Origin of the sequence: Polyangium mundeleinium (assembly GCF_028369105.1) — a bacterium.
Lineage (GTDB): Bacteria > Myxococcota_A > Polyangia > Polyangiales > Polyangiaceae > Polyangium > Polyangium mundeleinium.
In genome coordinates, this window is the sequence record NZ_JAQNDO010000001.1 from 8,778,074 (window position 1) to 8,804,568 (window position 26,495).

The 26,495-nt window shown below is 67.3% G+C and carries 21 protein-coding genes; 9 read left to right on the forward strand and 12 right to left on the reverse strand.

Features of this window, described 5'->3' with window-relative positions; all coding sequences use genetic code 11:
• Positions 1 to 193 precede the first annotated feature (193 nt).
• On the forward strand, positions 194 to 394 hold the full coding sequence (locus tag POL67_RS34715; RefSeq protein WP_271924910.1) for a hypothetical protein: 201 nt from the start codon (positions 194 to 196) through the stop codon (positions 392 to 394).
• 556 nt (positions 395 to 950) lie between these two features.
• On the opposite strand, the gene POL67_RS34720 is transcribed toward POL67_RS34715, so the two are convergent.
• The 8 genes from POL67_RS34720 to POL67_RS34755 form a co-directional block, all read right to left on the reverse strand.
• Positions 951 to 3,518, reverse strand: a complete 2,568-nt coding sequence (locus tag POL67_RS34720) for an AAA family ATPase (protein WP_271924911.1) — start codon at positions 3,516 to 3,518, stop codon at positions 951 to 953.
• Between the two features lie 111 nt (positions 3,519 to 3,629).
• Positions 3,630 to 3,968 carry a hypothetical protein gene (locus POL67_RS34725; protein WP_271924912.1) on the reverse strand — a complete coding sequence of 113 codons (339 nt, stop codon included), beginning with the start codon at positions 3,966 to 3,968 and terminating at the stop codon, positions 3,630 to 3,632.
• Between the two features lie 258 nt (positions 3,969 to 4,226).
• Positions 4,227 to 4,622 (reverse strand): hypothetical protein, encoded by a 396-nt coding sequence (locus tag POL67_RS34730; protein ID WP_271924913.1) that lies wholly within the window; start codon positions 4,620 to 4,622, stop codon positions 4,227 to 4,229.
• A gap of 151 nt (positions 4,623 to 4,773) precedes the next feature.
• Positions 4,774 to 5,619 carry a hypothetical protein gene (locus POL67_RS34735; RefSeq protein ID WP_271924914.1) on the reverse strand — a complete coding sequence of 282 codons (846 nt, stop codon included), beginning with the start codon at positions 5,617 to 5,619 and terminating at the stop codon, positions 4,774 to 4,776.
• Positions 5,620 to 5,942: 323 nt separating this feature from the next.
• The gene (locus POL67_RS34740) at positions 5,943 to 7,181 is read right to left on the reverse strand and encodes a tetratricopeptide repeat protein (protein WP_271924915.1); all 1,239 of its coding nucleotides are present in this window, start codon (positions 7,179 to 7,181) and stop codon (positions 5,943 to 5,945) included.
• Positions 7,182 to 7,217: 36 nt separating this feature from the next.
• A complete protein-coding gene (locus tag POL67_RS34745; RefSeq protein WP_271924916.1) occupies positions 7,218 to 8,132 on the reverse strand; it encodes an RNA polymerase sigma factor in 915 nt (304 codons plus the stop codon).
• A gap of 231 nt (positions 8,133 to 8,363) precedes the next feature.
• On the reverse strand, positions 8,364 to 8,990 hold the full coding sequence (locus POL67_RS34750; RefSeq protein WP_271924917.1) for a dioxygenase family protein: 627 nt from the start codon (positions 8,988 to 8,990) through the stop codon (positions 8,364 to 8,366).
• Between the two features lie 642 nt (positions 8,991 to 9,632).
• Complete coding sequence (locus POL67_RS34755; protein WP_271924918.1) at positions 9,633 to 9,833, reverse strand: hypothetical protein; 201 nt, start codon at positions 9,831 to 9,833, stop codon at positions 9,633 to 9,635.
• An 862-nt stretch (positions 9,834 to 10,695) separates the two neighbouring features.
• Between POL67_RS34755 and POL67_RS34760 the strand changes: the two genes are divergently transcribed.
• Together POL67_RS34760 and POL67_RS34765 are read left to right on the forward strand one after the other, a co-directional pair.
• On the forward strand, positions 10,696 to 11,442 hold the full coding sequence (locus POL67_RS34760; RefSeq protein WP_271924919.1) for an SURF1 family cytochrome oxidase biogenesis protein: 747 nt from the start codon (positions 10,696 to 10,698) through the stop codon (positions 11,440 to 11,442).
• A gap of 1,057 nt (positions 11,443 to 12,499) precedes the next feature.
• Positions 12,500 to 13,252 (forward strand): SDR family NAD(P)-dependent oxidoreductase, encoded by a 753-nt coding sequence (locus POL67_RS34765; RefSeq protein ID WP_271924920.1) that lies wholly within the window; start codon positions 12,500 to 12,502, stop codon positions 13,250 to 13,252.
• A gap of 7 nt (positions 13,253 to 13,259) precedes the next feature.
• Here the strand turns inward: POL67_RS34765 and POL67_RS34770 are convergent, their stop codons facing one another.
• Entirely contained in the window at positions 13,260 to 13,943 is a 684-nt protein-coding gene (locus tag POL67_RS34770; RefSeq protein ID WP_271924921.1) for a glutathione S-transferase N-terminal domain-containing protein, read from the reverse strand.
• A 193-nt stretch (positions 13,944 to 14,136) separates the two neighbouring features.
• Here POL67_RS34770 and POL67_RS34775 point away from each other — a divergent pair, with 193 nt between their 5' ends.
• Entirely contained in the window at positions 14,137 to 14,496 is a 360-nt protein-coding gene (locus POL67_RS34775) for a DUF1428 domain-containing protein (RefSeq protein WP_271924922.1), read from the forward strand.
• A gap of 63 nt (positions 14,497 to 14,559) precedes the next feature.
• Here the strand turns inward: POL67_RS34775 and POL67_RS34780 are convergent, their stop codons facing one another.
• Positions 14,560 to 16,032: a hypothetical protein gene (locus POL67_RS34780; RefSeq protein WP_271924923.1), complete on the reverse strand. Its 1,473-nt coding sequence runs from the start codon at positions 16,030 to 16,032 to the stop codon at positions 14,560 to 14,562.
• Positions 16,033 to 16,364: 332 nt separating this feature from the next.
• Here POL67_RS34780 and POL67_RS34785 point away from each other — a divergent pair, with 332 nt between their 5' ends.
• The 3 genes from POL67_RS34785 (at position 16,365) to POL67_RS34795 (ending at position 20,028) form a co-directional block, all read left to right on the forward strand.
• Complete coding sequence (locus POL67_RS34785) at positions 16,365 to 18,491, forward strand: hypothetical protein (protein ID WP_271924924.1); 2,127 nt, start codon at positions 16,365 to 16,367, stop codon at positions 18,489 to 18,491.
• Positions 18,492 to 18,773: 282 nt separating this feature from the next.
• Complete coding sequence (locus tag POL67_RS34790) at positions 18,774 to 19,781, forward strand: chymotrypsin family serine protease (RefSeq protein ID WP_271924925.1); 1,008 nt, start codon at positions 18,774 to 18,776, stop codon at positions 19,779 to 19,781.
• 25 nt (positions 19,782 to 19,806) lie between these two features.
• Positions 19,807 to 20,028: a hypothetical protein gene (locus POL67_RS34795; RefSeq protein ID WP_271924926.1), complete on the forward strand. Its 222-nt coding sequence runs from the start codon at positions 19,807 to 19,809 to the stop codon at positions 20,026 to 20,028.
• Positions 20,029 to 20,112: 84 nt separating this feature from the next.
• Here the strand turns inward: POL67_RS34795 and POL67_RS34800 are convergent, their stop codons facing one another.
• Entirely contained in the window at positions 20,113 to 21,483 is a 1,371-nt protein-coding gene (locus POL67_RS34800; protein WP_271924927.1) for an MFS transporter, read from the reverse strand.
• Between the two features lie 71 nt (positions 21,484 to 21,554).
• Here POL67_RS34800 and POL67_RS34805 point away from each other — a divergent pair, with 71 nt between their 5' ends.
• Entirely contained in the window at positions 21,555 to 24,314 is a 2,760-nt protein-coding gene (locus tag POL67_RS34805; RefSeq protein WP_271924928.1) for an MGH1-like glycoside hydrolase domain-containing protein, read from the forward strand.
• A gap of 368 nt (positions 24,315 to 24,682) precedes the next feature.
• On the opposite strand, the gene purU is transcribed toward POL67_RS34805, so the two are convergent.
• A complete protein-coding gene (gene purU, locus POL67_RS34810) occupies positions 24,683 to 25,579 on the reverse strand; it encodes a formyltetrahydrofolate deformylase (RefSeq protein WP_271924929.1) in 897 nt (298 codons plus the stop codon).
• Between the two features lie 164 nt (positions 25,580 to 25,743).
• Between purU and gpmA the strand changes: the two genes are divergently transcribed.
• Positions 25,744 to 26,490, forward strand: coding sequence for a 2,3-diphosphoglycerate-dependent phosphoglycerate mutase (gpmA, locus tag POL67_RS34815; RefSeq protein WP_271924930.1), 747 nt, complete (start codon positions 25,744 to 25,746; stop codon positions 26,488 to 26,490).
• The last annotated feature ends 5 nt before the right edge of the window (positions 26,491 to 26,495 follow it).

The window sequence follows — 26,495 nt, forward strand, 5'->3', positions numbered from 1 at the left end:
CAGGCGCACCACCTGCCCCCCTTCCTAAAAAAACGGTACACAAACAAATTCCGCTTGCCGCTCCCGCTCCCGCTCCCGCTTCCGCTCGCAGACGCCGGATCACTCCCCTTCGCGCGACCTGGTGCCACTTCCGACCCCCTGGCCGCCCTTTGGGGCATCCCCCGGCGCCGCCCCTCGAACGACGCTCCTCGCGGTGCTGGTTCGGGCGGAAATCACATCCGCAGCCGCGGGCGACATCGATGCCGCGCGCATCGCGCACGACGCGGTGAGCAAGCTCTTCCTGCTGGTGCCCGATGACGACGAAGCAACTGCCGCAGCTCGCGACGCGCACAGCGCCGCCAGCAAGCTCCTCGGCGCCATGAGCACCGCCCCCACGGCACGGAAAAAGCGTTAGGTTCCGATCACCTGGAAGGTCCCCTCTTCCCGAGGGGGCCTTTCCCTCGACGAAGCTGCGACCCCCTGCACCCGCCTCGGCGCGACGACTGTAGTGGTCCCCACGGCACCGGCGCAGACCCCGTCGGCCTCACGGCTGCCAACGTGGTTCCCTCAAGCGCTATCGCTGAAGCGGCCACGTGGCTATACCTCCGGCCCGAGCTGCGAGCCTCAGGGTCTCTGGCGCCTCTCGGACGAGAAGCTCCTTCTTCGCGTTCGGCGCACTCCGGATGCCGGGCTCCTGGGTGGTGCGCGGACGACCGATCCTGCCATTGCGGCAGCCACGGCGCGGTAGGCGCGCAGCTGCGGCCTCGCGCTCTCCGTGCGCGAAGCCCTCGGCGAGACGTTCCCGACCGGCGCGCCCGCCCTCGACGACGCCCCCCAGCCCGCAGCTTCTGCGAGCGCCGCGCCTTCCGCGAGCGCCGCGCCTTCTGCGGGCGCCCCGCCTTCCGCGAGCGCCTCGCCCTCTGCGAGCGCCCCCCCGCGCCGAGCCACTGATCTCGACTGATCTGCCGCACCTAGCGGACGCGGACGGGGGTGCCTCCCAGGGCGTAGCCCTCGTCGCGCGTGAGGATGCGAGCGGGGGGCTGGCCATCCATCAGCAGACCCCGCAGCTTGCGGATGGTGACGTGCAGCCGGTTGTCGTCGCGCAGCGGGTGATAGTCGGGCTGCGCCCAGCCCTCACGAACGAGTTCCTCCTTGCTGGCCTCGCCGCCGTGATCCCAGAGGACCTCGAGGAGGCGCCAGAGCAGCGGTTTGGACTCGAACGAGATGCGCGATCCGTCGTCGAGGACGACCGATCGATCGACGTCGGCGATGCCCCAGCTCGGGAGGGATCCCGGCGCGAGGTGCGCGACCTTGCCGAGGTGGCCGACGATCGCGTCGAACAGTGCGCGCTCGACGGCGTCGGGACCTGCGGGCGCCCCGAGCAGGCGTCGTGCGCAGCGCGCGACGATCGGGGCGGGGGCTTCGTCGCGTGCCCAAGCCACGAGCTGCAGCATCGAGGCGGCGGGCTGCGAAAGGTACGCGAGCAGCTCGGCTTCGCGGACGAAACGCGCGCTCCCCATGCGCTCTGCCGACTCGCGGAGCCTTCCTACCTGTTGCGCGGCCTCCTCGCGGCGGCCCTGGGCGAGCAGGAGGAAGGTCAGCGTCGAGCGCGCGTGCGCTTCGCGTGAGGCGTAGCCCCAGCGCGAGGCGTGCTGGACCGCCGCGCGACTGGCCGTGGTCGCTTCGTGCCAGGCGCCCCTCAGCACGTGCGCCTCGGCATCGGCGAGGCGCGCCACGATCTCGTGCTCGATGCTCCGCACCGCGGGAGGCGGGGAGGGGACGTGCTCGCCGAGGCGGAGGCGCGCGCGCCGCAGGGTCTCTTCGAGCAGCGGGCTCGCGGGCGCCCCGTTTCGCAACGACAGCACGAGGGGATCGCGCAGGGTGACGCCCAAGTCCGTGCCGCGCGCCAGCGCGACCTCGATCGCAGCCATCGCCGCCGACGATTGGGCCTCGAGCAGGTCTCCCTCGCGCGCAGCCTGGAGCGAATCGCTCACTTCCTCGCCGATCCCGTCGAAGGAGCCCGCCCACACGCGCGCGAACACCCGGCTGGATCCCGCGAAAGGGTGTTGGAGCGTCCCTTCCCGCGCGAACGGAGCGAGCCGCTCTTCCAGGGCCGCCACGTCGCGCAGGGCACCTCGGTCGATCGCGATTCGCAGCTGCAGCAGGAGGATCGGCCCGAGGTGGTGGAACGACAGCGAGCGAGCGCGATCGCCGGACATCAGCTGGGACAGGACGTCGTGCGCCTCCTCGAGCAGGCCGAGTTGGTAGAGGGTGTCGGCGGCGCGGAAGAGGATCGGGTTCTGCGCGCGGAATGGAAGGCGTACGGCTCCGGCACGGACCCTCTCGAGGCGTGCATGCGCCTCGTCGCGACGATGCATCAGCGCCAGGACGGTCGAGGCGCTACCGTCGCGCAAGCAGGCGAGCTCGTCGTCCTCCGTCGCGATCGACTCGACCAGGGCGAGAGCGCGCGCGAGCTCACCCTTCATCACCAGGCACTGGACGGCGATCGTCTTCGCCTCGCCGGCGATCCGAGGGGCGCCCTCGGCTTCGGCGCGGGCGACGAGCGCCTCCGCGTCGCGGAGCGAGCGGTCGAGATCGCCCCCCGAGAAGAACGCCTCGAGGAGCACCAGAGCGTCCTTCAGCGAGGCGTGCTGCGCGGCGCCGTGCGGCAGCGCCGCCAGATCGCCCACTTCCGCGGAGCAGCGCATCCACCACCGGCCTAGCTCCGGCTCGTGGCGCCGGAGCGACAGAACCGCGTACAGGTTGCGCGCATAGCCGTCGCGCAGCGCTTCCTCTGCGTGCTCGTCGAGCCACGCGAGCACCGTCGCGGCGTTGCGATCGGCCAGGGCGCGCATCGCCGAGAGCATCGGGTCGACGATCGCGACATCCGGCTCGGCGCCCGACGCGATGGCGCGTAGGAGCGCGCCGGGGTTGCCGCGGGAGGCCTCCACGGCCCTGCCGAGATCGAGCGACCTCGCAGCGCTCCCGTGCGCCAACGTCTCGAGCTGGTCGTCGGGCATCGGCCCGAGGCGCAGGCTCTGTCCGGGGACGAAGCGGCTCTCGCAGAAGCCTTCACCGGTCACGATCCACCGCGACTCGCGCGCGTAGCGGGAGACGACGCTCATGAGATCGCGAAGCAGCGGATCGGCGGTGACCCCGTCGAGCACGAGCCAGAGCCGCGCGCGCTCGGCCATGTCGAGGAGCACCTCGGGGAGGCTCTCGCGCACGCGAAGTACCGAGGCCCACGCGATCTGGGTGACGCTCGCAGCGGCGGCGACGATGCGCACGAGCTCGCGATCCGGCGCGACACCGTCCGGCAACCCGCCGAAGGACGCGAAGACGACCGGCACCTCGGAGAAGCTCTCGCGCAAGACCTGCAAGACCGTCGCGGTCTTGCCGACGCCGTGCTCGCCGCTCACGAGCGTGACGGGACCCCTCGCGAACGCGACGCGGAGCTGTTCGCGCTCCTTCTCTCGACCCAGGAAGAGCGCGGGCGGGTTCGGCGCGCGCAAGGTCAGCGGAAGTGACGCGGGGAGCATCCGCGACCTTTTTTAGCGCAACGCCGAGACTTTACGAGTCGGATTGCGCGACGCGGGGGGAGGGGTCGCGCTCGCGACGACGCCCTCCCGCGTTCGGTGCCGGCGTACCGATCAGGGGTACGTGTAGGTGTAGACGATCCAGCCGTTGCTGACGGTGCAGCTCGTGACGGTCGTGATCGTGGAGACGTGACCAGGCGCGCCGTGGTTCACCCACGCGTGGTGCTCGGCGACGTTCCACTCCGCCTGGGTGCAGGCGCGCCCACGGTCCAACGGGTCCGGCGCCTCTCCGGCGCCCTCGAGCGCGAGCTGGTCGCCGCCGCCCTCGCGCCCGTCGCTGTCCTCGTGGTCTTCGAGCGCGAGCTCGGCCTCCTCGACCTCCTCGCCCCCCACGGCACAGCCCGCGAGGGACGCGGAAGCGATCATCAGCCCAACCAGAGCGTGCTTGAACATTGTGTAGCCTTCCTTCCGCAGGGGCCCGCTCCGCGCTTCGGCGAGCAAGCGGCAACCACCGGTGACCGGCATTCTGCAGAACCCGGGTGCCACGTCCCCTGATCTCGGCTGATCTCGTACCCTCCCGGGATTCGGAGGGCTTCGCGTTCACCCATCCTGGCGGTTCAGCGCGTCGCCGGGGCCGCTGCGGACGCCGCGCTGAGGAGGGTCGCCCATGCCTGCCCTGCGGCAAAAACAGCCGGCGTGATTCGCACCAGGCTATGCTGCGGCACGCTTGCGCGCGAAGACTTCGACGACGACATTGGACGCGATGCGGTGTAGTTCCTCGGCCGCGCGGGTTGCTTCCTCGGGAGTCGCGGCGAAGCCCCGGAAGACGTCTCGCCCCTCGGCGTCGATGAGCCCCTCTCGGACGTAAATGCACCCATCGCTCCCGAGCGCGAGCGGATGCACGATCGCCCAGAGGAGCAAGCCCCCGACCCCAAACTTATGGGCCTCGTCGGCACGCAGCGCATAACCCACGAACACCGAACGGCCCGGCGGCGGAGCGTTCTCGAATGCGAAATATAGAATGCCATCGCTGGCGAGCGCAAACGCCGTGGCCAACTCCGCAGATTCGTCGGTCTTCTTGGTGCTGCTCGTGGTTTTCGTGCTCATGTTGCTCTCTCCTCGCCCCCTTCTGCGGGTCGCTTGTGTCGAAAGGGAGCGAGATGCTCGCCCCTTCAGGAGACAAACAATGCGCGAGCGGGCACGAGGTAACGCGACCGCTGTCGTTTTGTGCGAGAGTGTCGTACCCGAGAGGCGGGTATCAGTTGATGAGGTAAAACGGGTAGAGGCAGCAGAAGGTGACGGCTCTCGTCGTGTCCTTTTTGGCCTCGCCCTTCGGCGCTCCGCCGGTAGCGGCGCACGTGCCGGGCACGTAGTCGAGGTCCGTGATCGCCTTGCCGGCGAGTGCATGCCCCGGGGGACCTATGTTTTGACACTGGTCATGGGGAGACACCATGCCGAACTGCTCCGATTGAGAGGAGCAGACCGGCCCCTCATAGAGGTGTACCGATGCCGTGCATGCGCTCCCCTCTGGCGGCCCGCATTCGCACTCCTCGCAGGCGCGCTCGTCGATGACGGCATCCTCGGGGTACATCTCGTACCGGGCCCAGTTGTAGTTGTCCGGGCAGGGCGCGTCGGTGCCTTCACGAACGACACACTGGAGAAAGCCGGGCCCGGGATCACTCACGCAGTACCGCGTGCCAGCATCATTCGGGGCGCAGGCGTCATCATCCGTGTTGTTCATGCAAGCGAGGCCCGCGAGCTTCCACTCCCTCGTCTTGGTGAAAGCAGGCGTCTCGCTCTTGGGGCTGCACCCCTCCTCGTTTGTCGGTCCGGGGAGCGGCGAAACCCACACGGACTGGGCACACGGCTCCCCGCCGCACTGGGCACCGGCCGGAAGGGCGTTGTCGCTCGTGCAGGAGCCATCCCAACCGGCCGGAGCATCAAAAGGGAGGCTGGCAGCCCCGCTTTCCCCGCACGCCCCCGCGCGGATCTCGAACTTCTCCGGCAGTGCTTTGCACGCGCCGGTCGAGGGGCCGCACGCGCAAGGCTCGCACGCGGCGGCAGGGGCGTCGAGCTCCGCGAAGAGGCGCCACTTCTCAGCCAAGGCACCCTCTGGACACTCTGGAGGTTCTGCCATTGCATTGGTAGGGTATACGAGGAGCGAGACCGCGACCTCCGACCAGTAGCCGGCGTTTCCGCTGGGTACAGGGACGCACCGGCCGGGGCACGCGGATTGCCCCGCGTCGGGTTCGGTGGGACCGGCTTCTGCATCGCCAGCATCCGCGCCCCCGTCCGGAATGCACTCAGGTGCGGGAAAAACCGCGTCAGGATCGCACTCCCCAGGAAAGAAGGATGGCGGCGCCGTGCAAGAGACAGCGATCACGCCGAGGCCGAAAGCGACCGAGCAGATAAAAAGCTTTTGCATCTTCAAAATTCCCAACCTCCACCAAACTGCACACCAATCATGACCGGCGGCTGATCGGAGACGACCGTCGATCCAACGGCCACCTGAACGCCGCTCGACAGACCGAGAACGTCAGCTTCCGCGTGGAGCGCAAATGACTGCGTGACTCGAACGTTCGCGCCGACGCGCGCGCCCGCACCGGGCTTGATTGCCGAAAAATTGGCCGGTTTGAAGCTCTGTACTGCGAAGTCGACGGTGATTACGCCCAAATGCCCGAGGGCGCAGCCGAAGATCCACTTGTAGTGCCCGCACACACTCGCGATGCCGCCCGCTGTCATCGCACTGATTGGGCGGTCCGCCACGCCCGTGGTCAGCCATGCCGCACGAGCCTCCAATCGGAGCGACACATAATCGTTGGGCTGCACTCCTCCCGCAAGTGTCGCCCCAACGGCAGGCATCCAAGACGCGACGCCAAACACGACGACCGGTCCCCCGCCAATGAAGCCGCGCAAGCCCTTTTTCTCGTCGGGCTTCGTCGGATCCTTCGGCTGATCGTCGTACGCGAACGGGTCCTCCTGCTTCGTGAAACCCGGTCCGGAGACCACAGCGGACAAAGTCGCGGTCGGGTCCTTCTCGGGCACATAGACCCCCGGGCCCTGCTCCACCTTGCGCGCCGTCAGGGGGACGGGAACCTTCATGTCCTTCCCCTTCACGGCCGTGAACTTCACGACCGCCTCTTCGAAGCCGTCGAGGGTCGCGCGGATCTCGTGCTCTCCCCCGGCCACGAACGTCCAGAAGGCCGACCGCCCCGCGTCGTTCCGATCGATGCCGTCCACCGTCACACGCGCGCCAGCGTGAGAAACCATCACCTCGACCCACGAGCCATGAGCGCGCGCCACCTCATGGGCCTCGAAGAAGCGCTTGCGCTCTGCCCGCTCCGCGGGCGTGGCGGCAGGGGCCCGATGAATCGCGTCGAGCAGGAGCTCCGGCGCGTCCTCGGGTCTACCGCCCTCGACCAGCACCATCCCTAGACGCCCTGCGACAAGGGAATCGTGCCGAACGTTCAGCGCCTGTCGGTAGGCCCTCGCGGCTTCACGTAACCGCCCCGCGGCGCGCTCGTGATCGCCGAGCTGCGCCAACGCCTTGAACCGGAGTTCGACCTCGGCCTCGCGATCCTCCTCGACGTCAGGGCTCGGAAGACGCTGCGCCCATGCTGAGGGCGACACGAGAAGCAGCGTCGAGACCACGATCACGGAGCGCATGGTTCTGGATCCATAGCATACATGCAGCCGCGAAAGCTAGAAGGACGTGTCCCCGGACGAACCCCAACCGCCCTTGGACAAACCTGCCTTCGAACAGCCTTGCTTGTCGCTGTCGACCAGGGGACGTCGTGGCGCGTGCGTCTGCTTCGTCGGCGTGGGCAGCTCCACGACGGGCACCGGTGAATCCGCGTGCTCGAACGACGGCGCCGGCTCCGCAGCTTCCGCCGCCGCGTGCGCGACGTCCGCGGCGGACGCTGCCACGACGTGAGCCGCACCCGTGGCCACGGCGTGAAGCTCGCCGTCAGGCTCGCGCGGCGCGAGCGCGAGCGACGCGAACACCATGGCCATGAGCATCGCCCACAGGTGGCCGAGTCGCTGAAACCAGTCGAAGAGCAGCACGAGCAGGGGAGGCGGGACGGAGAACAGATCCTTGCCGAGACGCTCCCGCAAGGTCTCCCGCGCGCGAGAGAGCGCCATCTTCGCCGCGTCCTCGGAGATCCCGACCTTCGCCCCGGCCTCCTCGTGCGATCGACCCTCCACGCACACCATCCACAAGACCGCGGCTTGGGAGGGGGGCAGGTCTCCGAGAGCATCCATCACCTTGCGAAGGGCCTGCTTCAACTGCGCCGCGCGCTCGGGCGAGGGATCCGACGTCGCGAACTTGGCCACGCGCCCAGCGTCGGATTCGAACACCTGCTGGTGCCGGCGAGTGATCCGGCGCGCTGTCCCCATCACGCTCCGCGTGATCGCCACGACCCACGGCTTCATGCCGTCAGGGTGCGGGGCGTAGTTGGGGAGGTCGCCGAGCGCGTTGGCGATCACCTGCTGTTCCTTGTCGTCCGCGGCGTCGCGCGTGCGCGCCTTGTCGCTCCGGACGATGCGCCGGACATCGAGCCGCAAGCCGAGGAGCTCGGCGCGTCGGCGACGTAAATCGGGTTTGGACGATCCCATGCCTACAAACAATGCGCGGGGAAGCGAGAGGTAACAGAAAATCGACGCGGCCCGTCGACGCAAACCCGGCTGGCGTTTTACCGTACAAACGTATCAGCGTTCGACCCGTCAAGTTGGCCGTCGCGGGGCGAGCAACGCCACCGCGATCCGTCGTCTGCGAGCGGGCCCTGGGCAGGCCGCTCCCGCCGGCGTCTGCTTCGTCAGCATCGAGGACGCGCTGCTCCGCCGCCGCTAGGCTGGGTGCCGCTCAAGCAGGATGTCGCGCACCGCCAGCAGCCGCCCGTCGGCCTCGCGGTCCAGCCGGACAATCCCGTCGCCCCCGCGATTCTCCATCCGCCGGCGATAGGCAGCATCGACCAGCGCATCGTCGTCGAAAACGATGTCGTCGATCCAGTAGGGCCGCCGCCCGGGCTCGAGCACGGTCAGATGGACATGCGCGGGCAGGCTTCGGTCGGGATAGGGCGCGGGCTTGATCGTCTCGAAGCGGTAGCGCCCGTCGGCTCCGGTCTTCGCCCAGCCGCGCAGCCGGCCGTGGCGGCGGCTCCACTCGGTCTCGGGCGTGCCGTTGGCATAAAAGCCCGCCGAATTGGTGTGATACGCGTAGATCGTCACGCCGTCCGCAAGCCTGCCGTCGAGCGCGATCACCGTTCCCGCCAGCACCAGCGGTTCGCCCGGCTCGCCCGGCGGCGCGATCCGCGCGCTCGAAGCGGTCGGCTGCCGCTCGAACACGCCCTCGCAGCCCTCGCACCGGTAGAGATCGGCGCGCGCCGCCGATTGCCGCGGCTTGCCGTCCGCCGCCCGGCACGCGCCGAGCGCCACCACGCCGCCCATTCCCAAGATCAGTTGCCGACGGTCCATTGCGCTCTCCTTCGCGAGCGCGCAGCCTATCAATCCTCCGGCGTCTCCGCCACCGGTGCCGAAACGATCTCGCGATGCCCGCTGCGCTTTCACACGCCCTTCGCCGCGAGGCCCGCGACGCCCGGCCGCACGAACAGCCAGTCGCGGATCGCCGGGCCTTCGCTCGCGCCGATCGTGCGCTTGTTGCCGCTGTCGCCCGCGCCCCCAGTCGACGCGCGCCATCCCGTCGGTCGATCGCGCGGACGAGGTTACGATAATGGAGCAGTTTCCCCGGCGAATGCTTGGCATAGACGGGGTAATAGCTGTTCGCGATATCGCGTATTTCAGCACGCCCGCGATTCGCCGGATCCTTCGCCGCCGCGCGGGCAAAAGGCCCCTGGTGGCGGCGTTCGCTCCGGGGGCTCGGGAACGCTGCTACTTCTTCATCATGGCGGCGAGGAGGTTCCGCTCGTCGACGGTGTTGAAGTTCCTGCGCCTGACTCGCCCATCTCGGACAGTTGCAGTACCTGGAGATGATGTGCAGCTTTCTTCCTTATGGCCTGGGCGGTGAGGTAAGGAATTGCCCTGCGACGACGCCGAGGAGCTCGGGCGAGGGCTCCGCCGTCGCGACCTTGGACCCGGCTGGGTTTTTAACTTACACAGTCAAATTGGCCGTCGCGGGGCGAGCAACGCCACCGCGAAGGCCCCGAGGAGCGCCAGGGGAAGCAGGGAGCGAGTTTGCTTGGGATGCTCGTGCTTCCCGAGCCACGGGCCGAGATGGCGCGCGGCGAGCTCGGGCACGACGCGCGCGAACTGCACCGCGTGGGCCGGCGCGTCGATGTCCGCGCTCGCGTACGAGTACACGTAGAGAGCCCCCTCCGTCGTGACGACTCGATGTCGCGAAGCCAGCCGATCTGCCACTCCTCGGGCGGCCAGGACGCATGTGTCCCGTCCGCGAATAGGTATGCGCTCGCGCGGACGCCGGACAGATAGAGCGCCCGGACGCGTTGGCACCCGGCCGAGTAGCCGCTCAACGCCACGCGCGAGACCTCGCGCACCCCGGCCTGTCGATGCGCGAACTCCAGGAGCTCGCCCATCATCGGCCCCTTCGCGACCCCATCGGCGACGACACAGGGCTGCGGGCCGAGAGTCGCGCGCAGCCTCGGATCGAGGTCGCCGCTCACGAGAAACGCTAGAAGCTGCCTCCTTGGCGAAGCCTCGCTCCGTCCGGGGATCCGAGAAAGCAAAAAATAAAATGTCGAGCGCGGTCAGGGCGCCTCGACCTCGGGGAAGATTTTCGTCGAGGGCCGGCCGGCCCGCCGAGGGGCCCTCGACCCCTTGCGCGCGCCGAGCTCGATGCCCTCGACGCGGCCCCGGCGTCCCCGTCGCCCTCGACCTCGGCGGGATCGCCCGCCTCGACCTCGACCCCTCGAGCTCTTCCACTCCCAGAACGCGGGCGCCGGGGCGCAGATCGCCGAGAGGTCGAAGCCTGCGTTCATTGAAATGCGGGAATAGGAGCCCTTCCACGGGCGTATCGAACACCCGATCAGGTCACACAGTCCGGCCAAGTAAACCGGCAAGCGACACGGATCGGGAGCACCATGGATCGCGCGCCTGACCACAGTTGAAGATCACACGCGGATGCCGGGCGTGCTATACTTACATCTCATGCCACCGATGGGTTGGAGTCGTGTCTTCTAGATCGGTACGAGGACGTCGGGCCGTCATGTGCGCGCAGCTCAGGTGGCTCGCCACGCTTATCCTTCTCGCCGCGTGCGGCACCAATGCCGAAGGTATCAACGTCGGCTCGAAAGACGCGGGTGCACGCGTCCAGCCCGTAGGGCCGCCTCACGAAGCTGCAGCTCCAACGGCTGTGGCGTCCGTCGCGTCACCCGTGCCGGCCCCGTCGGTCTCGGCGTTGGACGCCGCCCACCCGGAGCGCCAAACGAAGGTATGGATCATCGCCGAGGATGTGCGGCTCTCGGAGACACAAGCTCGACCTCACGGGCCGCCTCCTGCGAAAGGCGCTTGCTTCGACATATCGAAGGCTAAGCCTCGCATCGCACCCGCTTGGCAGATCGACCGCTGCTCCACCGTGCGCGGCTACTGGGGCATCGGTGCTGTGCTCGTCCCTGAGACACAGGCGGGGGTCGCTGGATATCGGGTCCTACGGCCGTTCCGATTCGTTCGCGAGCGCAACCCATCACTCGGATGGCCTTCGTGGTACGCGCTCGATGCAATCATCGTCGACAACGGCTGGATCGAAGCGAAGTCGCTCGACTCGCTCTCCCTGCCGACGGAACGGAAGGATCCTCTCTTCGAAGATCCCGTGACGATCAAGGGCACTCTCCGAAAACCGCCCTCGAACATCAGTCGTCTGTGGGAGCATTTCGACAATGTACGAGAGTTGTTGGATTTGGCGCCATACGGGCAGAACAGCCTTCCGATCCTCATAGAGGTGAATGGGCCGTGACGAGAGCCGTGACGTTGAGCTGCCCGACGATACGGCGATAACGAAGCGCATAGAGGGACGAACCATCTCCTAAAGGGCACACGCTTACGCATCGGCGGTCCACGCGCCGAGAGCCCTGCATGGGCCCCCGCTGCCACGGCGGCTTCCACACCTGGCAAGGCTCACGAGGCTGGCGCGCACGTCCTGTCCTGCCCCCTTCCTTAAAAGCGGTACATAATCAGATTTTGCTTGCCGCCTCCGCACCCCTCCCGCTCCCGGGCGAGCCCCCGAGGCCAGCAGCGTATCCTCCGAGGGAATCTCAATCCTCTTCGAGGGCCCCCTCGACCCTCCCCCACGACAGTCCCATCCCCCCAAAAAACGCTCTCGTCCCTTATCGAGAACAGCGTCATCCCTCTTCGAGAGGCTCTCGCCCTTCCCGAAGGACGCTCTCGTCCCTCCCCTCGAATGCCATCTCCCCTCTCCGAGACCCTCCCGACCCCCGTCGGAGACCCCTCGTCCCTTCCGGGACAGGGTTCTTCTTCACCGCGAGGACACGCTCGACCCTCTTGCAGGAGGGTATCGTCCTTCCCTGGAGGTACTCTCCTTCCTCCCCGAGACCTTCGCGCCCCTTCCGGAGGGGGGTCTCCTCCCCCTCGTGGACGCTCCCAACCCTCTTGCAGGAGGGTCTCACCCTCCCGGACGACACTCGCATCTGTCTCTGGAGACGGTCTCACCCCTCCCGGAGACGGTCTCACCCCACCCGGCGAACGGTCCTGCGAAGGAGTCGCCCCCCTGCTCCCCCACCTCCCGGCAGGGTCTTCCCCTGGTGGCCAGGGACGGTGGTGTCTACGAGCTGGCTCGTCTGATTTCGGCGCGACCCTGGCCCGCCACTTCGACAGGTACGAGATCACGATGGGGTCGTCTTCCCATTCTATGTATCTTCGTCGATACCGCTTCCAGCTTCAGCAAGCGCTGACGAGAGCAGGCATTCCACGCACAGGCCGGGCGGAATTGCGTTGACCTGGACACCCCTGCGGAGTATGCGGCGCCACGGGGGAGTGGAAAAGGTGGAACGAGCATGCTTCTCAGAGATAAAGTGATCATTGTCACCGGCGCGACGTCGGGCATCGGCGAAGCGACGGCGCTGGAGGCCTCGCGCCAGGGCGCGAAGGTGGTGCTCGCGGGCCGCCGTGAGGAAAAGGGCGAGGCGCTCGCGGAGCGCATCCGCGGCGAGGGCGGGAAGGCGCTGTTCGTGCGCACGGACGTCTCCGTGCCCGCGGACATCGAGGCGCTCGTGGCGCGCACGCTTCAGGCCTTCGAGCGTCTGGACGGCGCGTTCAACAACGCGGGGATCCCCGGGCCGCTCGGGTCGCTCGCGGACCTGCCGGTGGACGAATACCGCAAGCTGATGACCATCAACCTGGATTCCGTGCTCCTGTGCATCCAGCACCAGATCCGGGCCATGCGCAAGACCGGCGGCGGGGCCATCGTCAACTGCGCCTCCATCCTGGGCATGGTCGGAGCGCAGACCTTCGGCGCGTATTCAACGGCGAAACACGCGCTCGTCGGGTTGACCAAAGCCGCGGCGGTCGATTACGCCGCCGAGGGGATCCGCGTGAACGCGGTGCTGCCCGGGCCGGTGGAGACGGAGATCTGGAGCCACGTGAACCAGGGCGACGCGGTCTTCGCGGCCTTCACGTCGGGCGTGCCGATGAACCGTTACGCGAAATCGGAAGAGATCGCGCGGCCCGTGGTGTTCCTGCTCTCGGATTGGTCGTCGTACGTGACGGGGACCTCGCTCGCCATCGACGGCGGATACCTGATCCGCTGAGGCGGATTCACGCTGCCCGGAAATCCGCCGTCCATTCCCCGACGGTGCGGCATTCGGCGTCGTGGGATTCGTCGCGAAACGTCTCGGCGAGCCCTTGCGTGTACCAAAGCCGCATCGACGGGCGGTCGAGCATCCGCGTCGTGTAGGCCGCGGCGGCCTCCCCGAGGGCAAGCCCGTACGTCTGCACGCGGAAGACGACCGGCGCGAAAAAGGCGTCCACCGCTGTAAACGTGTCCCCTGCGAGATAGGGGCCGCCGAACCGCGTGAGCCCCTCGGTCCACAAGGCCGAGATCCGCCCCACGTCGCGCAGGAGCGCGGGCGGCGTCTCGCGCAAACGCACCCGAATGCCGATGTTCATGCTGCAAAGCGAGCGCAGCACGGTGAACCCCGCATGCATCTCGGCGGCCGCGCAGCGCGCAAAGGCGCGGGCGTCCGCCTCCCGCGGCCAGACGCCGGGGTGCCGCTCGGCCAGGTATTCGACGATGGCGAGGGAATCCCATACCACGCGCCCCTCGTCGACGAGCGTCGGCACTTTTCCGGCGGGCGTGAGCGCGCGGAAGGGCGCCCAGGCGGCCTCGTCGCCGAACGGGAGCATCCGCTCCTCGAAGGGAATGCCGGCCTCCTGCATGAGGATCCACGGCCGAAGCGACCAGGAGGAGTAGTTCTTGTTCGCGATGTAGAGGGTATACACGGAGGGCACTCTACCCCGGCCGGGCCCACACGCAAAGCCTGTGCCCGCGGGGGCTGGGGACCGGGCGCAGGAGCGTGAGCCTGTCGTGATTTCATCTGGACGAACCCGTCCGACCCACGGCCCTGCCTGGCCGGGTCCCATGGAACCCCTCGACGGTCGCAAGGCCGTGCTAAGACAAACCGAGGAGGTTGTCATGGCGAAGTATGTCGATGGTTTCGTGGTGCCCGTCCCCAAGGCCAACGTGGAGGCTTATCGCAAGCTGGCGGAGGAGATGGGCAAGGTATGGCGGGAGTACGGCGCGCTCGAGTACATCGAGTGCTTGGCCGACGACGTCCAGCCCGGCAAGGTCACGTCGTTCCCGCAGGCCGTCCAGCTAAAGGAGGACGAGACGGTCGTCTTCTCCTACATCGTCTACGAGTCGCGCGAGCACCGCGATCGCGTCAACGAGCAGGTCATGAAGGACCCGCGCGTCGCGAACCACAAGCCGGAGGACACGCCCTTCGACGGCAAGCGCATGTTCTGGGGCGGCTTCTCCGTTCTGGTCGCGCTCTGATCGAGCCCCGCGTCGGCGCACGGCACCCGGTTCGCGGGTGCCGTGCCTCCGCGCGATCCCCTCTCAGAATCGATAGACCAAGATGTTCTTCTCCGCGACCCCGAGGAAGACGAGCGCGTGGAGCTTCGGCATCCAGAGCATGCGGCGGCGCACGAGGGTGTTGCCCTCCGTGAGCGAGGGGGTCGGGCCGTCCTGCACCAGCCGGCCGAGCGTCCACGGTTCCGTCGTGGGATTGAGCTCGAACCAGCCGAGCTTGCCTTCCTTGGTCCTCGCCGCCACCCAGTAGCGGTCGAGCGGCGGGATGTACACCATGCCGGCGCCACCGTCGCCCACCGGGAAGTCGACCGCCGAGAGGCCGTCCGCGTATTGCACGGTGCCGCTGGTCACGACCTTGCGTTCCTTCACGTTGAAGAGCTGGTACAGGCCCTTGGCCGCATACTGGCCGGTCGCGGGATCTTCCGGCACCTTGATGATACCGACGAGATCGCCAAAGCGCGCATCCGCGGCGCCGTTCCAGTCCCAGCCATTCCAGGAGGTGCCCTCGCCGGTCCAGTTCGACGCGTTCATGTCGAAGGTGTTGCTCCACGGCCCGTTGGAGCCGCACGACGCGACGAGGACCTGGTCCTTGTACTCGTCGTAGATGGCGAGGTTCTCCTCACCCAGCTTGTACTGCCAATCCATGGCGGGCAGCCGCTTGTAGATCCACTTGCCCTCGTCGCGCGAGTAACGCCAGAGGCGCCGCACGGCCATCACGAGCTCGTTGGTCTTCGGCGCGTACACCACGCCCGAGTACGTGTGGCGCGCCGTCGGCTGCCGATCCCAGAAGAGCTCGTCGTAGAACCAGTCGTTCTCCTCCTTCAAGGTGCCCGCGGCGAGGGCGGCGTCGAACTCCGCGGACGACTCCGGGCAGCTCGTGTATGTGCTCGCCGACTTGTAGGCTTCGCTCCACTTCGTGGTGTCCGAGGGCAGGTGCTCGATGGCATAGGCCATCCGGAACGCGTCGAAGCGGTAGATGCCATTGTTGCTCGAATCGGCGTGCCCGCCGGAGGAGACCCACCACGCGCGGCTGCCCTCCGGGTCGAACGCGGGGGAGTTCCACGCGGTCGTGACGGCGCCCCAGTCCCCCGAGCCATAATCATTCCAGCCCGGGACCTTTTCCTTTACCTCGGCGTCGAGGGCATCGAGCCTCGTACCGTTCACCTCGATCCATTGTCCGCCGGGCACGAGCGCCCACGAGTCGGCATTGACGAGGCCGTTCTCGTCGCGGCCCGGGGTCCACACGTTGCCTTCGAGAGAGCCGACGTCGCTCCCTGTCCCCCAATCCGCGTCGGGGCCCGGCAACGTCACCCCGGCCCCCTCGCCGCCGGCACCCCCGCTGCCCCCGCTGCCGCCCGATCCACCCGTTCCAGAGGAGGAGGAGGACGCGTTGGTCGGCTCGTTCGGCGAGCTGGACGAATCGCCGCAAGCCGCAAACAACACCGAGAGCCCGACGAGCGGGAGCCAAAGCCGCGGGGAAAGCAAGCTTGATTTCAGCATATTCGGAACTCTTTCTCCCGACGGCAATGACCTATCGTCGGGATGCTGCGCCGATACCTCTCTCGATATCGGCGATGTCACTTCATGGCCGGACGCTAGCACGACGAATCCATCTCAGGGAAGCGAAGCCGCGTCTCGACGTGTGACGCTTTCGTGAACCACATTCATACTCGAAGAATGTGGTGCCACACGAAGCCACGAACCCAGACGATCGAATCCATTGCATTTCGCAATCGAACGTGGTTGTGCTGTCGACGGTCCGGACGACAACGCCTCCTTTTGCAAGCACACGGCAGGCTTCGGCCCAAGGCCGATGTGCCCGGAGATTGCTGATGAGGAACCTTGCTTTTTCGCTGACCACGACTTTTGCCACGCTCGCCTTCCTGGCGGCCTGCGGCGGCACGGATCCTGCCGGCACGGGCGGTACCGGCGGCACCGGCGGCACCGGCGGTCATTCTCCGCTGGGTGAAACGTTCACCAGGGTCGTCGTCGTCGATCGAAGCGGCGCCGCGTCTGATCGGCAGGACGTGCGGGTCACGTTCGCGCAGCCCTTCGCGGTCGGCGATGTGCCCTCCGGCGCCACCGTGGCGGCGCGCATCGAGGGCGTGGATGTTCCCCTCCAGGTCGACGCCAAAGCGACGCACGCCGATGGCTCGCTCCGCCACGCCGTGCTGACGGGGCGCATTCCCACGTTGCCCGGCAACGGGAGCACGACGCTCGAGCTGTATCCCGCGGAAGCCGGTGAAGAGGATACCTCCGTCTCGGCGTCGGACCTCCTCGCGACGACGTTTGACGCCAAAGTTTCGGTGGACCTCGCGGGCGCGCATTACGAGGCGTCCGCGCGCTCTCTTCTCGAAGCCAAGGAGGGACCTGCCTGGCTCGATGGCCCCTTGGTCTCCGAGTGGTCCGTGGTGGCGCCGGTGGCAGGCCCCGACGGCGCACACCCGCACCTCACGGCGCGGTTCGATGTGCGCGCGTATGCCGGCAAGCCCAGCGCGCTCGTGAGCGTGACCGTCGAGAACGATTGGGCGTACGAGCCGAATCCGCAGAACTTCACCTACGATCTCGCGATCGACACCGACAAGGAGTCCGTCTACACGAAGAGCGGGCTCGTTCATCTGCGAAAGGCGCGCTGGCGCAAGGCGTTCTGGTGGGGAGAGGATCCGCAGGTCGAGGTGCAGCACGACATTCCTTACCTGCTCTCCACCGGCTCCGTCCCGCACTTCGATCCCACGCTGGTGCCGGCCGAAGCGGCGCTCGCGAATCTCGATACGCAGTACAGCGAAAAGGTGTACGAGCCCATGGGGATCGGCCTGGCAAACCCCTACATGCCCTCCACCGGGGGACGGCCCGATATCGGACCGATGCCGGGCTGGAGCGCCATGTGGCTCCTGTCCATGGACGAACGCGCGAAGCGGGCCACGCTCGGCACCGCGGACGGCGCGGGGAGCTGGCCCATCCATTACCGCGACAAGGAGACCGATCGTCCCGTGTCGCTCGAAGATCACGCGTACATGACCTTGCTCGGCAACCCCGGGGACGCCGTCAATCCCGAGACCGGCGTCTCCGACGCGTTCCCCGCCTGCGGAGGCGACTGCACGAGCCCCTTCGAGCCCGATTCGGCGCACCAGCCTTCATTTGCCTACTTGCCTTATCTGCTCACCGGGGATCGCTACTACCTGGAGGAGCTCCAGTTCTGGGCGAACTTCAACATGCTCCAGTCGAACCCGGGCTTCCGTGGCCAGGAGAAGGGGCTCGTGCAATTCGATCAAACGCGCGGCCAGGCCTGGTCGCTGCGGACGCTGGGGCAGGCGGCGTACATCACGCCGGACGCCGATCCGATGAAGAAGTATTTCACCGACCGGGTCGGCTATAACCTCGACTGGTACAAAACCACCTACCTCGACAATCCGGATGCGAACGTGCTCGGCATCATCACGAATGGATATTCGGTCTACGACGACGGCACGGTGGCGCCGTGGATGGATGACTTCTTCACGTGGAGCATCGGCCACCTGGTTTCGCTCGGCTTCGAGGACGCGCGGCCGCTGCTCGATTACAAGGCGAAGTTCCCGGTCGGGCGCATGACCGGTCCCGATTTCTGCTGGATCTTCGCGAGCGTCTACCACATGAGCGTGAGGGACACGGCCCAAGGCAAGTTCTACACGACGTTCGCCGAGGGCTACAAGGCGACGCTGGCGCTGGAGGGGCATTCGGCCCTGGAGTCGGCGTCCTGCGGCGGTCCGGAGATGGCGGCCGCGCTCATGCTCCAGGAAAACGAGATGGTCGGCTACTCGCCCAGCACGGAAGGGTATCCGTCGAATCTCCAGCCGGCGCTCGCGGCGGCGGTGGAATCGAAGATCCCGGGTGCCAAGGAGGCGTGGGACCAGTTCATGGCAAGGAGCGTGAAGCCGGACTACAGCACGGAGCCGCAATTCGCGGTGGTGCCCCGGCCCTGAGGGCCAACGCCGACACGCCCCCGCCCCCGTAGAAGCGGGCCTCGAGGGCGCCTCCGCCGCGGCCTCGGATGGTCCTCGCAACGACCTTCGACGCCAAGTCTCGGCGGACCTCGCGAGCAAGCACGACGAAGCGTCCGCACCCCCTTCTTCATGCCCAGGAGGGACCTGCCTGGCTCCGGGCCGTGGCCAAGGGGCCAAGGGCACGACGCCTTCATCAGCTTCGCGTGACCACCCAAAGCACCGGTAGACACCAACCAAGCACCCTGTGTACACTCACGAACCATGCGACTCGACTCCGTTGAATCCCTCAAACGTTCTCTTCGCAGTTCGGTCAACACGGATGTAGGCGGTCTGTCCTCCGACAAGCATGCCGTGGCCTATTTTACGCCTGGCCTCACGGCTCCCACCTCCCACGCGCCGCCGACACGACAGCTCGGCGTCAGTCTCGGGATTGCGCTGGGGAAGGGCCCCGACGACTACCGTCTCGCCGTTCGCCTGACCCGCTACGACGCCCCGACGAGGAGCTACGTCGATACGCTGTCGCTCCAGGCGAGCGGTGAAATCGATGTTCAGGTCGTCGGCGAGATTCAGGCAGACCGACCCCTGCCTTCCACGGCCACGACGCCATGGAGAAGCCTGCAACGCCCTCTCGTGCCTGGCTGCTCGGTCGCGCACGTGGATGTCACCGCAGGTACGATTGGAGGGTTCGTCGAGCTCCCCGATGGTTCGCAGCGAATGCTTTCGAATAACCATGTCCTCGCGAACTCGGACGCGGGAAGCGTGGGGGACTTGATCCTTCAGCCGGGTCCGGCCGACGATGGAACGCATCCGCCCCACGCCGTGGCACGCTTGCAGGAGTTCATCCCCCTTCAGGGCAGCAATATCGACGCGGCCCTCGCGCCCCTCTTGCCGAATGTCAAATTCGAGTGCCGGTACGGCAATCGCACGCTGACGGGCGTCGGGCCAGCCTCCCCGAACATGGAAGTCTTCAAGATCGGGCGGACGACCGGTTTCACCAAGGGCAGCGTTCGGGCAATCGCGGTCGACGATGTGCGCGTGCGGTATGGCAACCGTGTCATTTTTTTCGACGATCAGATCGAGATCGAAGGTGACGGTGGCCCGTTCAGCAGGGGCGGGGACTCGGGTTCTTTGATCTTCAACGCGTCAGGCGCGGGCGTTGGACTTCTTTTTGCCGGTTCGGATACGGGCGGAGCCTCCGGTCATGGGTTCACCTATGCGAACCAGCTCGGTCAGGTTCTCCGGCGTTTCAGTGCCCAGCTCATCGTTTGAGCGCGCAAACGTGCTAAGGTGCGGAATGATCTCTCTGGAGCAAGCAGCCAAGGCCAAGGCCGCGCTCCGAGCACAGCTCGGACGTCCCGAATGGCTTCGTGGGGTGGGGATCGGCGTGCAAGGTGATGATCATTGCCTGCGCGTGAACGTCGCAGCGCTGACAGAGGAGGTCTCCACGGCTTTGCCAGGCGAGGTCGAGGGCGTCCCCGTACACATCGAGGTCGTCGGCGAGATCCTGCCGAGATGACCGCGAACAGAGAATCTGTTTCTTACACATTTCGGGATTGCGCCACGGACGCACATTTCCTCCCGTCACGCGGGACATCTTCGCTCATCCCGCGCCTTCCATCTCCTTCGTGACCCTCGCCTCCGGATATCGCGCGAAGGCGAGGGCCGCGAGGACGAGAAGCGCTGTCGCGAGCGGGCCTGTGACCTGCACGCCGAGGGGCTTTTCCGCGGAGCTGCCGAGGGCGTCTTTCACCCACTGAAAGACGCCCGTCGAGACGCCGAGCGAGATCTTCTGCAAAAATCCCTGCGCCCCGAAGAACATGGCCTCGCGGCGCTGGCCCGTGCGCCGCGTGGACGCCTCGCACACGTCCGCGAGAATGGCATTCGGGATGGCCATGAAGATCGCGACCGGGACACCGGCGAGCCCGAAGATGACCATCCCGATCCGGACGTCGTGGACCCACGGAAGGAGGGTCATCAATCCGCCGAAAACGAGCGCCGAGGCGATCATCGTGCCTTTTTTGGAGAAACGCCGCGTCAGGCCGCCGAGCAAAGGAAACGCGAGGGCGGCGACGCCGAACATGGGGCCGAGGAGCTTGCCCACCTCCGCGAGCGGGCGGCCCATGAGCACCTCGACGTAAAAGGGCACGCCCGTCGAGATCATGTTGAACGCAAAGAAATACAGCGTGTACCCGAGGACATAGGTCAAAAAGGCGTGGTCCGCGAAGGTGGCGCGCAGCGAATCCAGGAGGCCGAGGTGGCTCGCCTCGGCGCTGGACACCTCCGCGCGGATCGCGAGGCGCCGTTCGTCGAGGAACACGACGGGCAGGAGCATCAGGACGAACGAGAGCAGGGCGAGGGCTCCGGCCATGGTCTGGAGCTCGACGCGGTCATTGCCACCTTTGCCGAGGAAAAGGGCCGGGGCGACGACCATGACGCCGAGCGCGCCGAGGAGGGCCGCGGCCGCGAGCAGGGTCGAGAGCGAGGTGTTTTCCTGCTTGTCAGGCGCGATCTCGGGCAGGAGCGCGAGGTACGGCGCGACGTAGACCGAGAACATCGCGTAATAGGCCGTGAGCATGGCGCCGAGCCAGACGACGTTGAGGAGCGACGCGGCCGCCGTGGGCGGGAAAAAGATGAGGCCCGCCGTGAGCGCGAGGGGAAAGACGCCCGCGATCATGAAGGCGCGGCGGCGGCCGAGGCGGTGCTTGCTGCGATCGGACCAGTTCGCGACGATCGGGTCCCAGAAGGTATCGAAGCCCCGCGCGATGAGGTTGAGCAGGAGGTAGGTCGGGATCGCGCCGGCGAGGAACGCGGGGATCAGCGCCGTGCCTTTGTCGTCGGGCGGCGCGTAGAGCCGGAGGACGTAGGTCGTGACGAGCTGGTAGCCGATCACGTTCCCCGCGTTCCCCGCGACGTAGACGAGCTTGTTCCAAAACGAGAGCCTGGCCCGGGGGACGGCGGCAAGGGCGGTCATGGGTTGGGGACGATACCGCAAATCGCTTCGGGCTTGACAAGCGGGGCGAAAACGCGACGTGTTTTCTCATCATGAACGTGCTTCGCAACACCCTGGGCTCGTGCTTCGTCTCCTTCGCCGCGCTCGCGGCCCTCGGATGCGGAGGGGATGAATTGGGCGGTACTCCCTCGGGCACGAGCCTCGGGGCAGGCGCAGGGCCCGGATCCGGCGGCGGCAGCGCGAGCAGCAGCGTGAGCGGGAGCGGCGGCATCGGCGGGAGCGGCGGCGGCAGCGGCGGCGGCAGCACGAGCGGGAGCGGCGGCGGGGGCGCGGGCGGGAGCGGGGGCAGCGGCGGCGGCAGCGCCGAATGCTTGCCGCCCACGGGGACGCCGGCGTCGGGGACGGGCACGTGGTACGACGCGCCGAACCAGGCGACGGTCGTCGTGCAGAACGCGGCGAGCTGCGCGCGGACGTACGTGCTCTCGACCACGGGGCCGCTGCGCGACAACAACCCGGCGAATCCGCGGACGATCACGGAGGCGCCCGGACAACCCGTGCTGCGGACGGGGCACGACATGCTCGACGCGCTGTATGCGCTGGCCGTCGAGGAGGCGCGCGAGTGCTCGGTCTCGGCGATCAGCGATTATGCGTTCAACGGCGGCAATCCCCTCCCCTGCCCGCAAGGCGGATGCTTCGAGACGGGGAGGCTCTGGAAATACGTCTGGACGCGGGATACGTCGTATTCGGTGGCGCTCGGGCTCTCGCTGCTCGATCCGACGCGGGCGCGAAACTCGATGGAGTTCAAGACGAGCCAGCGGCGCGACGGGACGAAGCGCGAGATCGTGCAGGATACGGGGACGGGCGGGAGTTATCCGATCTCCTCGGATCGCGTGGTGTGGGCGATGGGCGCATTCGAGCTCCTGAAGCACCTCGGCGGGGCGGAGCGGACGGCATTCCGGGACCTCGCGTACGAGGCGATCACGAATACGGCCGAGCGGGATCGGCTCGTGGTGTGGGACAAGGCGGACGGGCTCTATCGCGGCGAGCAATCGTTCCTCGACTGGCGCGAGCAGACCTATCCCGGGTGGGTCGCGACGGATACGGCGCAGATCGGGATGAGCAAGGCGCTCGGGACGAACATCGGGCACCTCGTGATGCTCGACGTGGCCGCGAAGCTCGCGGAGGAGAAGGGGGACGCAGGGGCGAGCCAGAAATACGCGGGATGGGCGACGGCGCTGCGGGACGCGATCCGGGCGCGGCTGTTCTTGCCGGAGCGGCAGATGTATTCGACGTTCGTCACGACGTATCTCGATCCGGCGCCGACGCTGCAATACGATCTCCTGGGCTCGGCGTTCGCGGTGCTGTTCGACGTGGCGACGAAGGCCGAGGCAGAGGAGATCGTGGCGCGGTATCCGCACCTGCCGAAGGGCCCGCCCGTGATCTGGCCGCAGCAGCAGGGGACGCGGATCTATCACAACCGCGCGATCTGGCCGTTCGTGACGGCATTCTGGGCGAAGGCCGCCGCCAAGGCGGGCAATGCGGACGCAATCGACAACGCAGTGCGCTCGCTCATGCGCGGCGCGGCGCTGAACCTCTCCAACATGGAGAACTTCGAGGCCGTGACCGGGGCGAACTGGAAGGAAGAAGGGCCGACGAGCGGGCCGGTGGTCAATTCGCAAAGGCAGCTCTGGAGCGTGGCCGGGTTCGTCGGGGTCGTGCACGACGTGATCTTCGGGCTCGAAGCGACGCAGACGGGGCTCCGGTTCGCGCCGAAGATCACGCGAGGGCTGCGGAATACGCTGCTGTCCGGCATGGATGAAATCACGCTGTCGGGCATTCGGTACAAGGGGAAGCGGATCTCGGTGAAGGTAAAACTCCCGGCGGCGTCGGGCGACAATGGCGTGCTCGACGTGACGGCAGCGCGGCTCGACGGGCAGGACGTGGGGACAGGCTTCGTCGACGCGGCAACGCTCGGGCAGGACAGCGTGTTCGAGATCGAGCTCGGCGCAGGCGCGGCGTCGACGAAGGGGATCACCGCGCTCGGGGACGCGGAGATCGCCGATTACAAGAACGTGTTCGGCCCGCACACGCCGTCGATCACGAGCGTCGGGCTCACGAACGATCGGGTGCAGCTCAATTTCTCCGTGGCGGAGAACGCGAACGACGTGACGCTCAACGTCTATCGTGATGGGACACGGATCGCGCAGGATCTGCCCGGAGGCACGGCGTCGTACGTGGATCCGGGGAGCACGGAGCACGCGACGAAGACGTATTGCTACACGGTGGAGGCGGTCTTCAAGACGTCGGGCAACGCATCGCAGCGCGCGCGGCCCTGGTGTTACTGGGGGCCGAGCAATGCGCGGATCCAGTCGTTCGGCGCGCAGCAGAGCTTTTCAGCGACGGGCGGCACGCTCGTCTTCAACCACGGCCGCTGGCATTACGAGAACTGGGGCGATCCCGGGCATACAATCACGGTGGCGAACGTGACCGCGAAGCAGTCAGGGCGGCATCTGCTCCAGGTGACGGCGGGCAACGGGGCCGGCGATTACACGACGGGGATCACCTGCGGGGTGAAGGCGATCGAGGTGTGGGACGGCGCGACACTCGTGGGCAGCGGGCAGCTCACGATGCCGCACCTCGCGACATGGGACGACTGGCGCGATTCGAACTTCGTGCCAGTCGACCTCGTGACTGGAAAGACCTATTCGATCGTGATCCGGGAGGACGCCGGGTCAGGCAACATGAGCGAGTTCGCCCATTTCGCCTCGTACAACGGCATGGGCGGCCAGAGCGGGCGCTTCAACAAGGTGAACATCTCGGAGCTGAAGGTGCTCGCGATCGGCACGCCTTGAGCCTCACCTCCCCTTCCCCCTCGCTGCGCCGGGGCGCTGCCCCGGACCCCGCGGGGGCTGTTCGCCCCTCGACCCGAACCAGGCACGGCCTGGACCGAAATGGAAGAACTGCGCGGTGCGCAGTTCTTCCCACGGGCCGGTGGCAAGACCATGGAGGTGGCTCTCAAGCCGGCGACGTGTGCGTTGCCAGTTGAACCCGCAGCGCTGCGGCCTTGGTTGGCAGGATCGTCGCCGGTCTTGCCAGCGGCTGTTCGATGAACTGCGCATCGCGCAGTTCATCGACCCCGAGTCCAGCGCTTGCGCTGGTCCGGGTCCAGGGGTGGACAACCCCTGGTCGGGCCCGGGGTGAAACCCCGGCGGCTACGCCGTCAGAGCACGATCGTCCGCCGTCCCTCGACGATGACCCTTCGTTCGAGGTGCGCGCGGACGGCGCGGGAGAGTACGACGCGCTCGACGTCGCGGCCGGTGCGGGCCATTTCGTCGGGGCCCATGGCGTGCGTCACGCGTGCGACGTCTTGCTCGATGATCGGGCCTTGATCGAGGTCCTTCGTCGCGTAATGGGCGGTGGCTCCGATCATCTTCACGCCGCGCGCGTGGGCCTGATGGTAGGGCTTGGCGCCCTGGAATGCGGGCAGGAAGCCGTGGTGGATGTTGATGACGGGCGGCGCGTCGTTCAGGAAGTCCTCGGTCAGCACCTGCATGTAGCGGGCGAGCACGACGAGATCCACGTGGTGACGCCGGCAGAGCTCCAGGATTCGCTTTTCTTGCTCGCGTTTCGTGTCGGCCGTCACGGGCAGGCAAAAGAACGGAATGCGGAAACTCTCGGCGACGGGCTCGAGGGTCGGGTGGTTCGAAAGGACCAGCGGGATCTCGCACGGCAATTCGCCGGAGCGCTGCCGGAGGACGAGGTCGTAGAGACAGGCGGGGTCCTTCGTGACCAGAATGGCGACGCGCTGGATCTGGTCACCGTAGCGGACGGACCAGGTGGCTGAGAGGGTTTGGGCGAGGTCGCCGAAGGCTCGCTCGAGGGCGGCGCGGGTCGAGGAGCCGCCGAGGGCTGCGCTTGCGGCGGGGGCGGAGAGGCCCGAGACGTCGACGACCATCCGCATGAAGAACCGCGGGCCGCCCTCGACGTGGACGTCGGTGTGGTTGCCGGCGTCGATGATGTTGAGGCCAGCGGTGTAGAAGAAGCCGGCGAGGCGCGCGACGAGGCCGGGCTGATCGGGCGCGGCGACGAGGAACGTGGCGTGGACGGTGGAGCTCATCGGGTCGCCTCCGATAGTCGAACGATGGCCCGAAGGCGAGCGGGATCGACGCGGCGCGGCGTTCGCCTCGGGACGAGATGCTTGACGCCGGACGGAGGGCGCGCCATGCCCCCGAGCGGCCTCGTTGTGGGGCCGGATGCAGCTCTCTGAAAGGGAAGAACGCGATGCACAAGCTCGTCCTCCTCCGCCATGGCGAGAGCCAGTGGAACAAGGAAAACCGCTTCACTGGTTGGGTCGACGTGCCGCTCAGCGAAAAGGGCGTCGAGGAGGCGCGCGGCGCCGCGCAGATGATCGCGGCCGAGGGGCTCACGTTCGACGTGGCGTACTCGTCGGTGCTCAAGCGCGCCATCAAGACGCTGTGGATCGTGCTGGAGGAGCTTGATCGGATGTGGATCCCCGTCACCGAGAGCTGGCGGGTGAACGAGCGGATGTACGGGGCGCTGCAAGGGCTCGACAAGGCCGAGACGGTGGCCAAACACGGCGAGGCGCAGGTGAAGGTCTGGCGCCGGAGCTACGACACGCCGCCGCCGGCGATGAGCGAGGACGACCCGCGCTGGCCCGGGAAGGATCCGCGATATGCCTTGCTCCGCAAGGAGGAGATCCCGGCGAGCGAATCGCTCAAGGATACGGTGGCGCGGTTCCTGCCGTTCTGGGAGTCCGATATCGCGCCGGCGATCCGGAGCGGCAAACGCGTGATCATCGCGGCGCACGGGAACAGCTTGCGCGCGCTGGTGAAGCACCTCGACGGGATCTCGGATTCGGAGATCGTCGAGCTCAACATCCCGACGGGGGTGCCGCTGCTGTATGAGCTCGACAAGGATCTGAAGCCGATCTCGCGCCGATACCTCGGCGACGAGGAGGCGGCGAAGGCGAAGGCCCAGGCCGTCGCGAATCAGATCAAAGCGCAATAAACCGC

Bases quoted from the DNA above. Each gene is read 5' to 3' on its own strand.
- POL67_RS34720 (WP_271924911.1), bottom strand. From the start codon at position 3,518: ATGCTCCCCGCGTCACTTCCGCTGACCTTGCGCGCGCCGAACCCGCCC.
- POL67_RS34725 (WP_271924912.1), bottom strand. From the start codon at position 3,968: ATGTTCAAGCACGCTCTGGTTGGGCTGATGATCGCTTCCGCGTCCCTC.
- POL67_RS34730 (WP_271924913.1), bottom strand. From the start codon at position 4,622: ATGAGCACGAAAACCACGAGCAGCACCAAGAAGACCGACGAATCTGCG.
- POL67_RS34740 (WP_271924915.1), bottom strand. From the start codon at position 7,181: ATGCGCTCCGTGATCGTGGTCTCGACGCTGCTTCTCGTGTCGCCCTCA.
- POL67_RS34745 (WP_271924916.1), bottom strand. From the start codon at position 8,132: ATGGGATCGTCCAAACCCGATTTACGTCGCCGACGCGCCGAGCTCCTC.
- POL67_RS34750 (WP_271924917.1), bottom strand. From the start codon at position 8,990: ATGGACCGTCGGCAACTGATCTTGGGAATGGGCGGCGTGGTGGCGCTC.
- POL67_RS34760 (WP_271924919.1), top strand. From the start codon at position 10,696: ATGTGCGCGCAGCTCAGGTGGCTCGCCACGCTTATCCTTCTCGCCGCG.
- POL67_RS34765 (WP_271924920.1), top strand. From the start codon at position 12,500: ATGCTTCTCAGAGATAAAGTGATCATTGTCACCGGCGCGACGTCGGGC.
- POL67_RS34775 (WP_271924922.1), top strand. From the start codon at position 14,137: ATGGCGAAGTATGTCGATGGTTTCGTGGTGCCCGTCCCCAAGGCCAAC.
- POL67_RS34780 (WP_271924923.1), bottom strand. From the start codon at position 16,032: ATGCTGAAATCAAGCTTGCTTTCCCCGCGGCTTTGGCTCCCGCTCGTC.
- POL67_RS34785 (WP_271924924.1), top strand. From the start codon at position 16,365: ATGAGGAACCTTGCTTTTTCGCTGACCACGACTTTTGCCACGCTCGCC.
- POL67_RS34790 (WP_271924925.1), top strand. From the start codon at position 18,774: ATGCGACTCGACTCCGTTGAATCCCTCAAACGTTCTCTTCGCAGTTCG.
- POL67_RS34795 (WP_271924926.1), top strand. From the start codon at position 19,807: ATGATCTCTCTGGAGCAAGCAGCCAAGGCCAAGGCCGCGCTCCGAGCA.
- POL67_RS34800 (WP_271924927.1), bottom strand. From the start codon at position 21,483: ATGACCGCCCTTGCCGCCGTCCCCCGGGCCAGGCTCTCGTTTTGGAAC.
- POL67_RS34805 (WP_271924928.1), top strand. From the start codon at position 21,555: ATGAACGTGCTTCGCAACACCCTGGGCTCGTGCTTCGTCTCCTTCGCC.
- purU (WP_271924929.1), bottom strand. From the start codon at position 25,579: ATGAGCTCCACCGTCCACGCCACGTTCCTCGTCGCCGCGCCCGATCAG.
- gpmA (WP_271924930.1), top strand. From the start codon at position 25,744: ATGCACAAGCTCGTCCTCCTCCGCCATGGCGAGAGCCAGTGGAACAAG.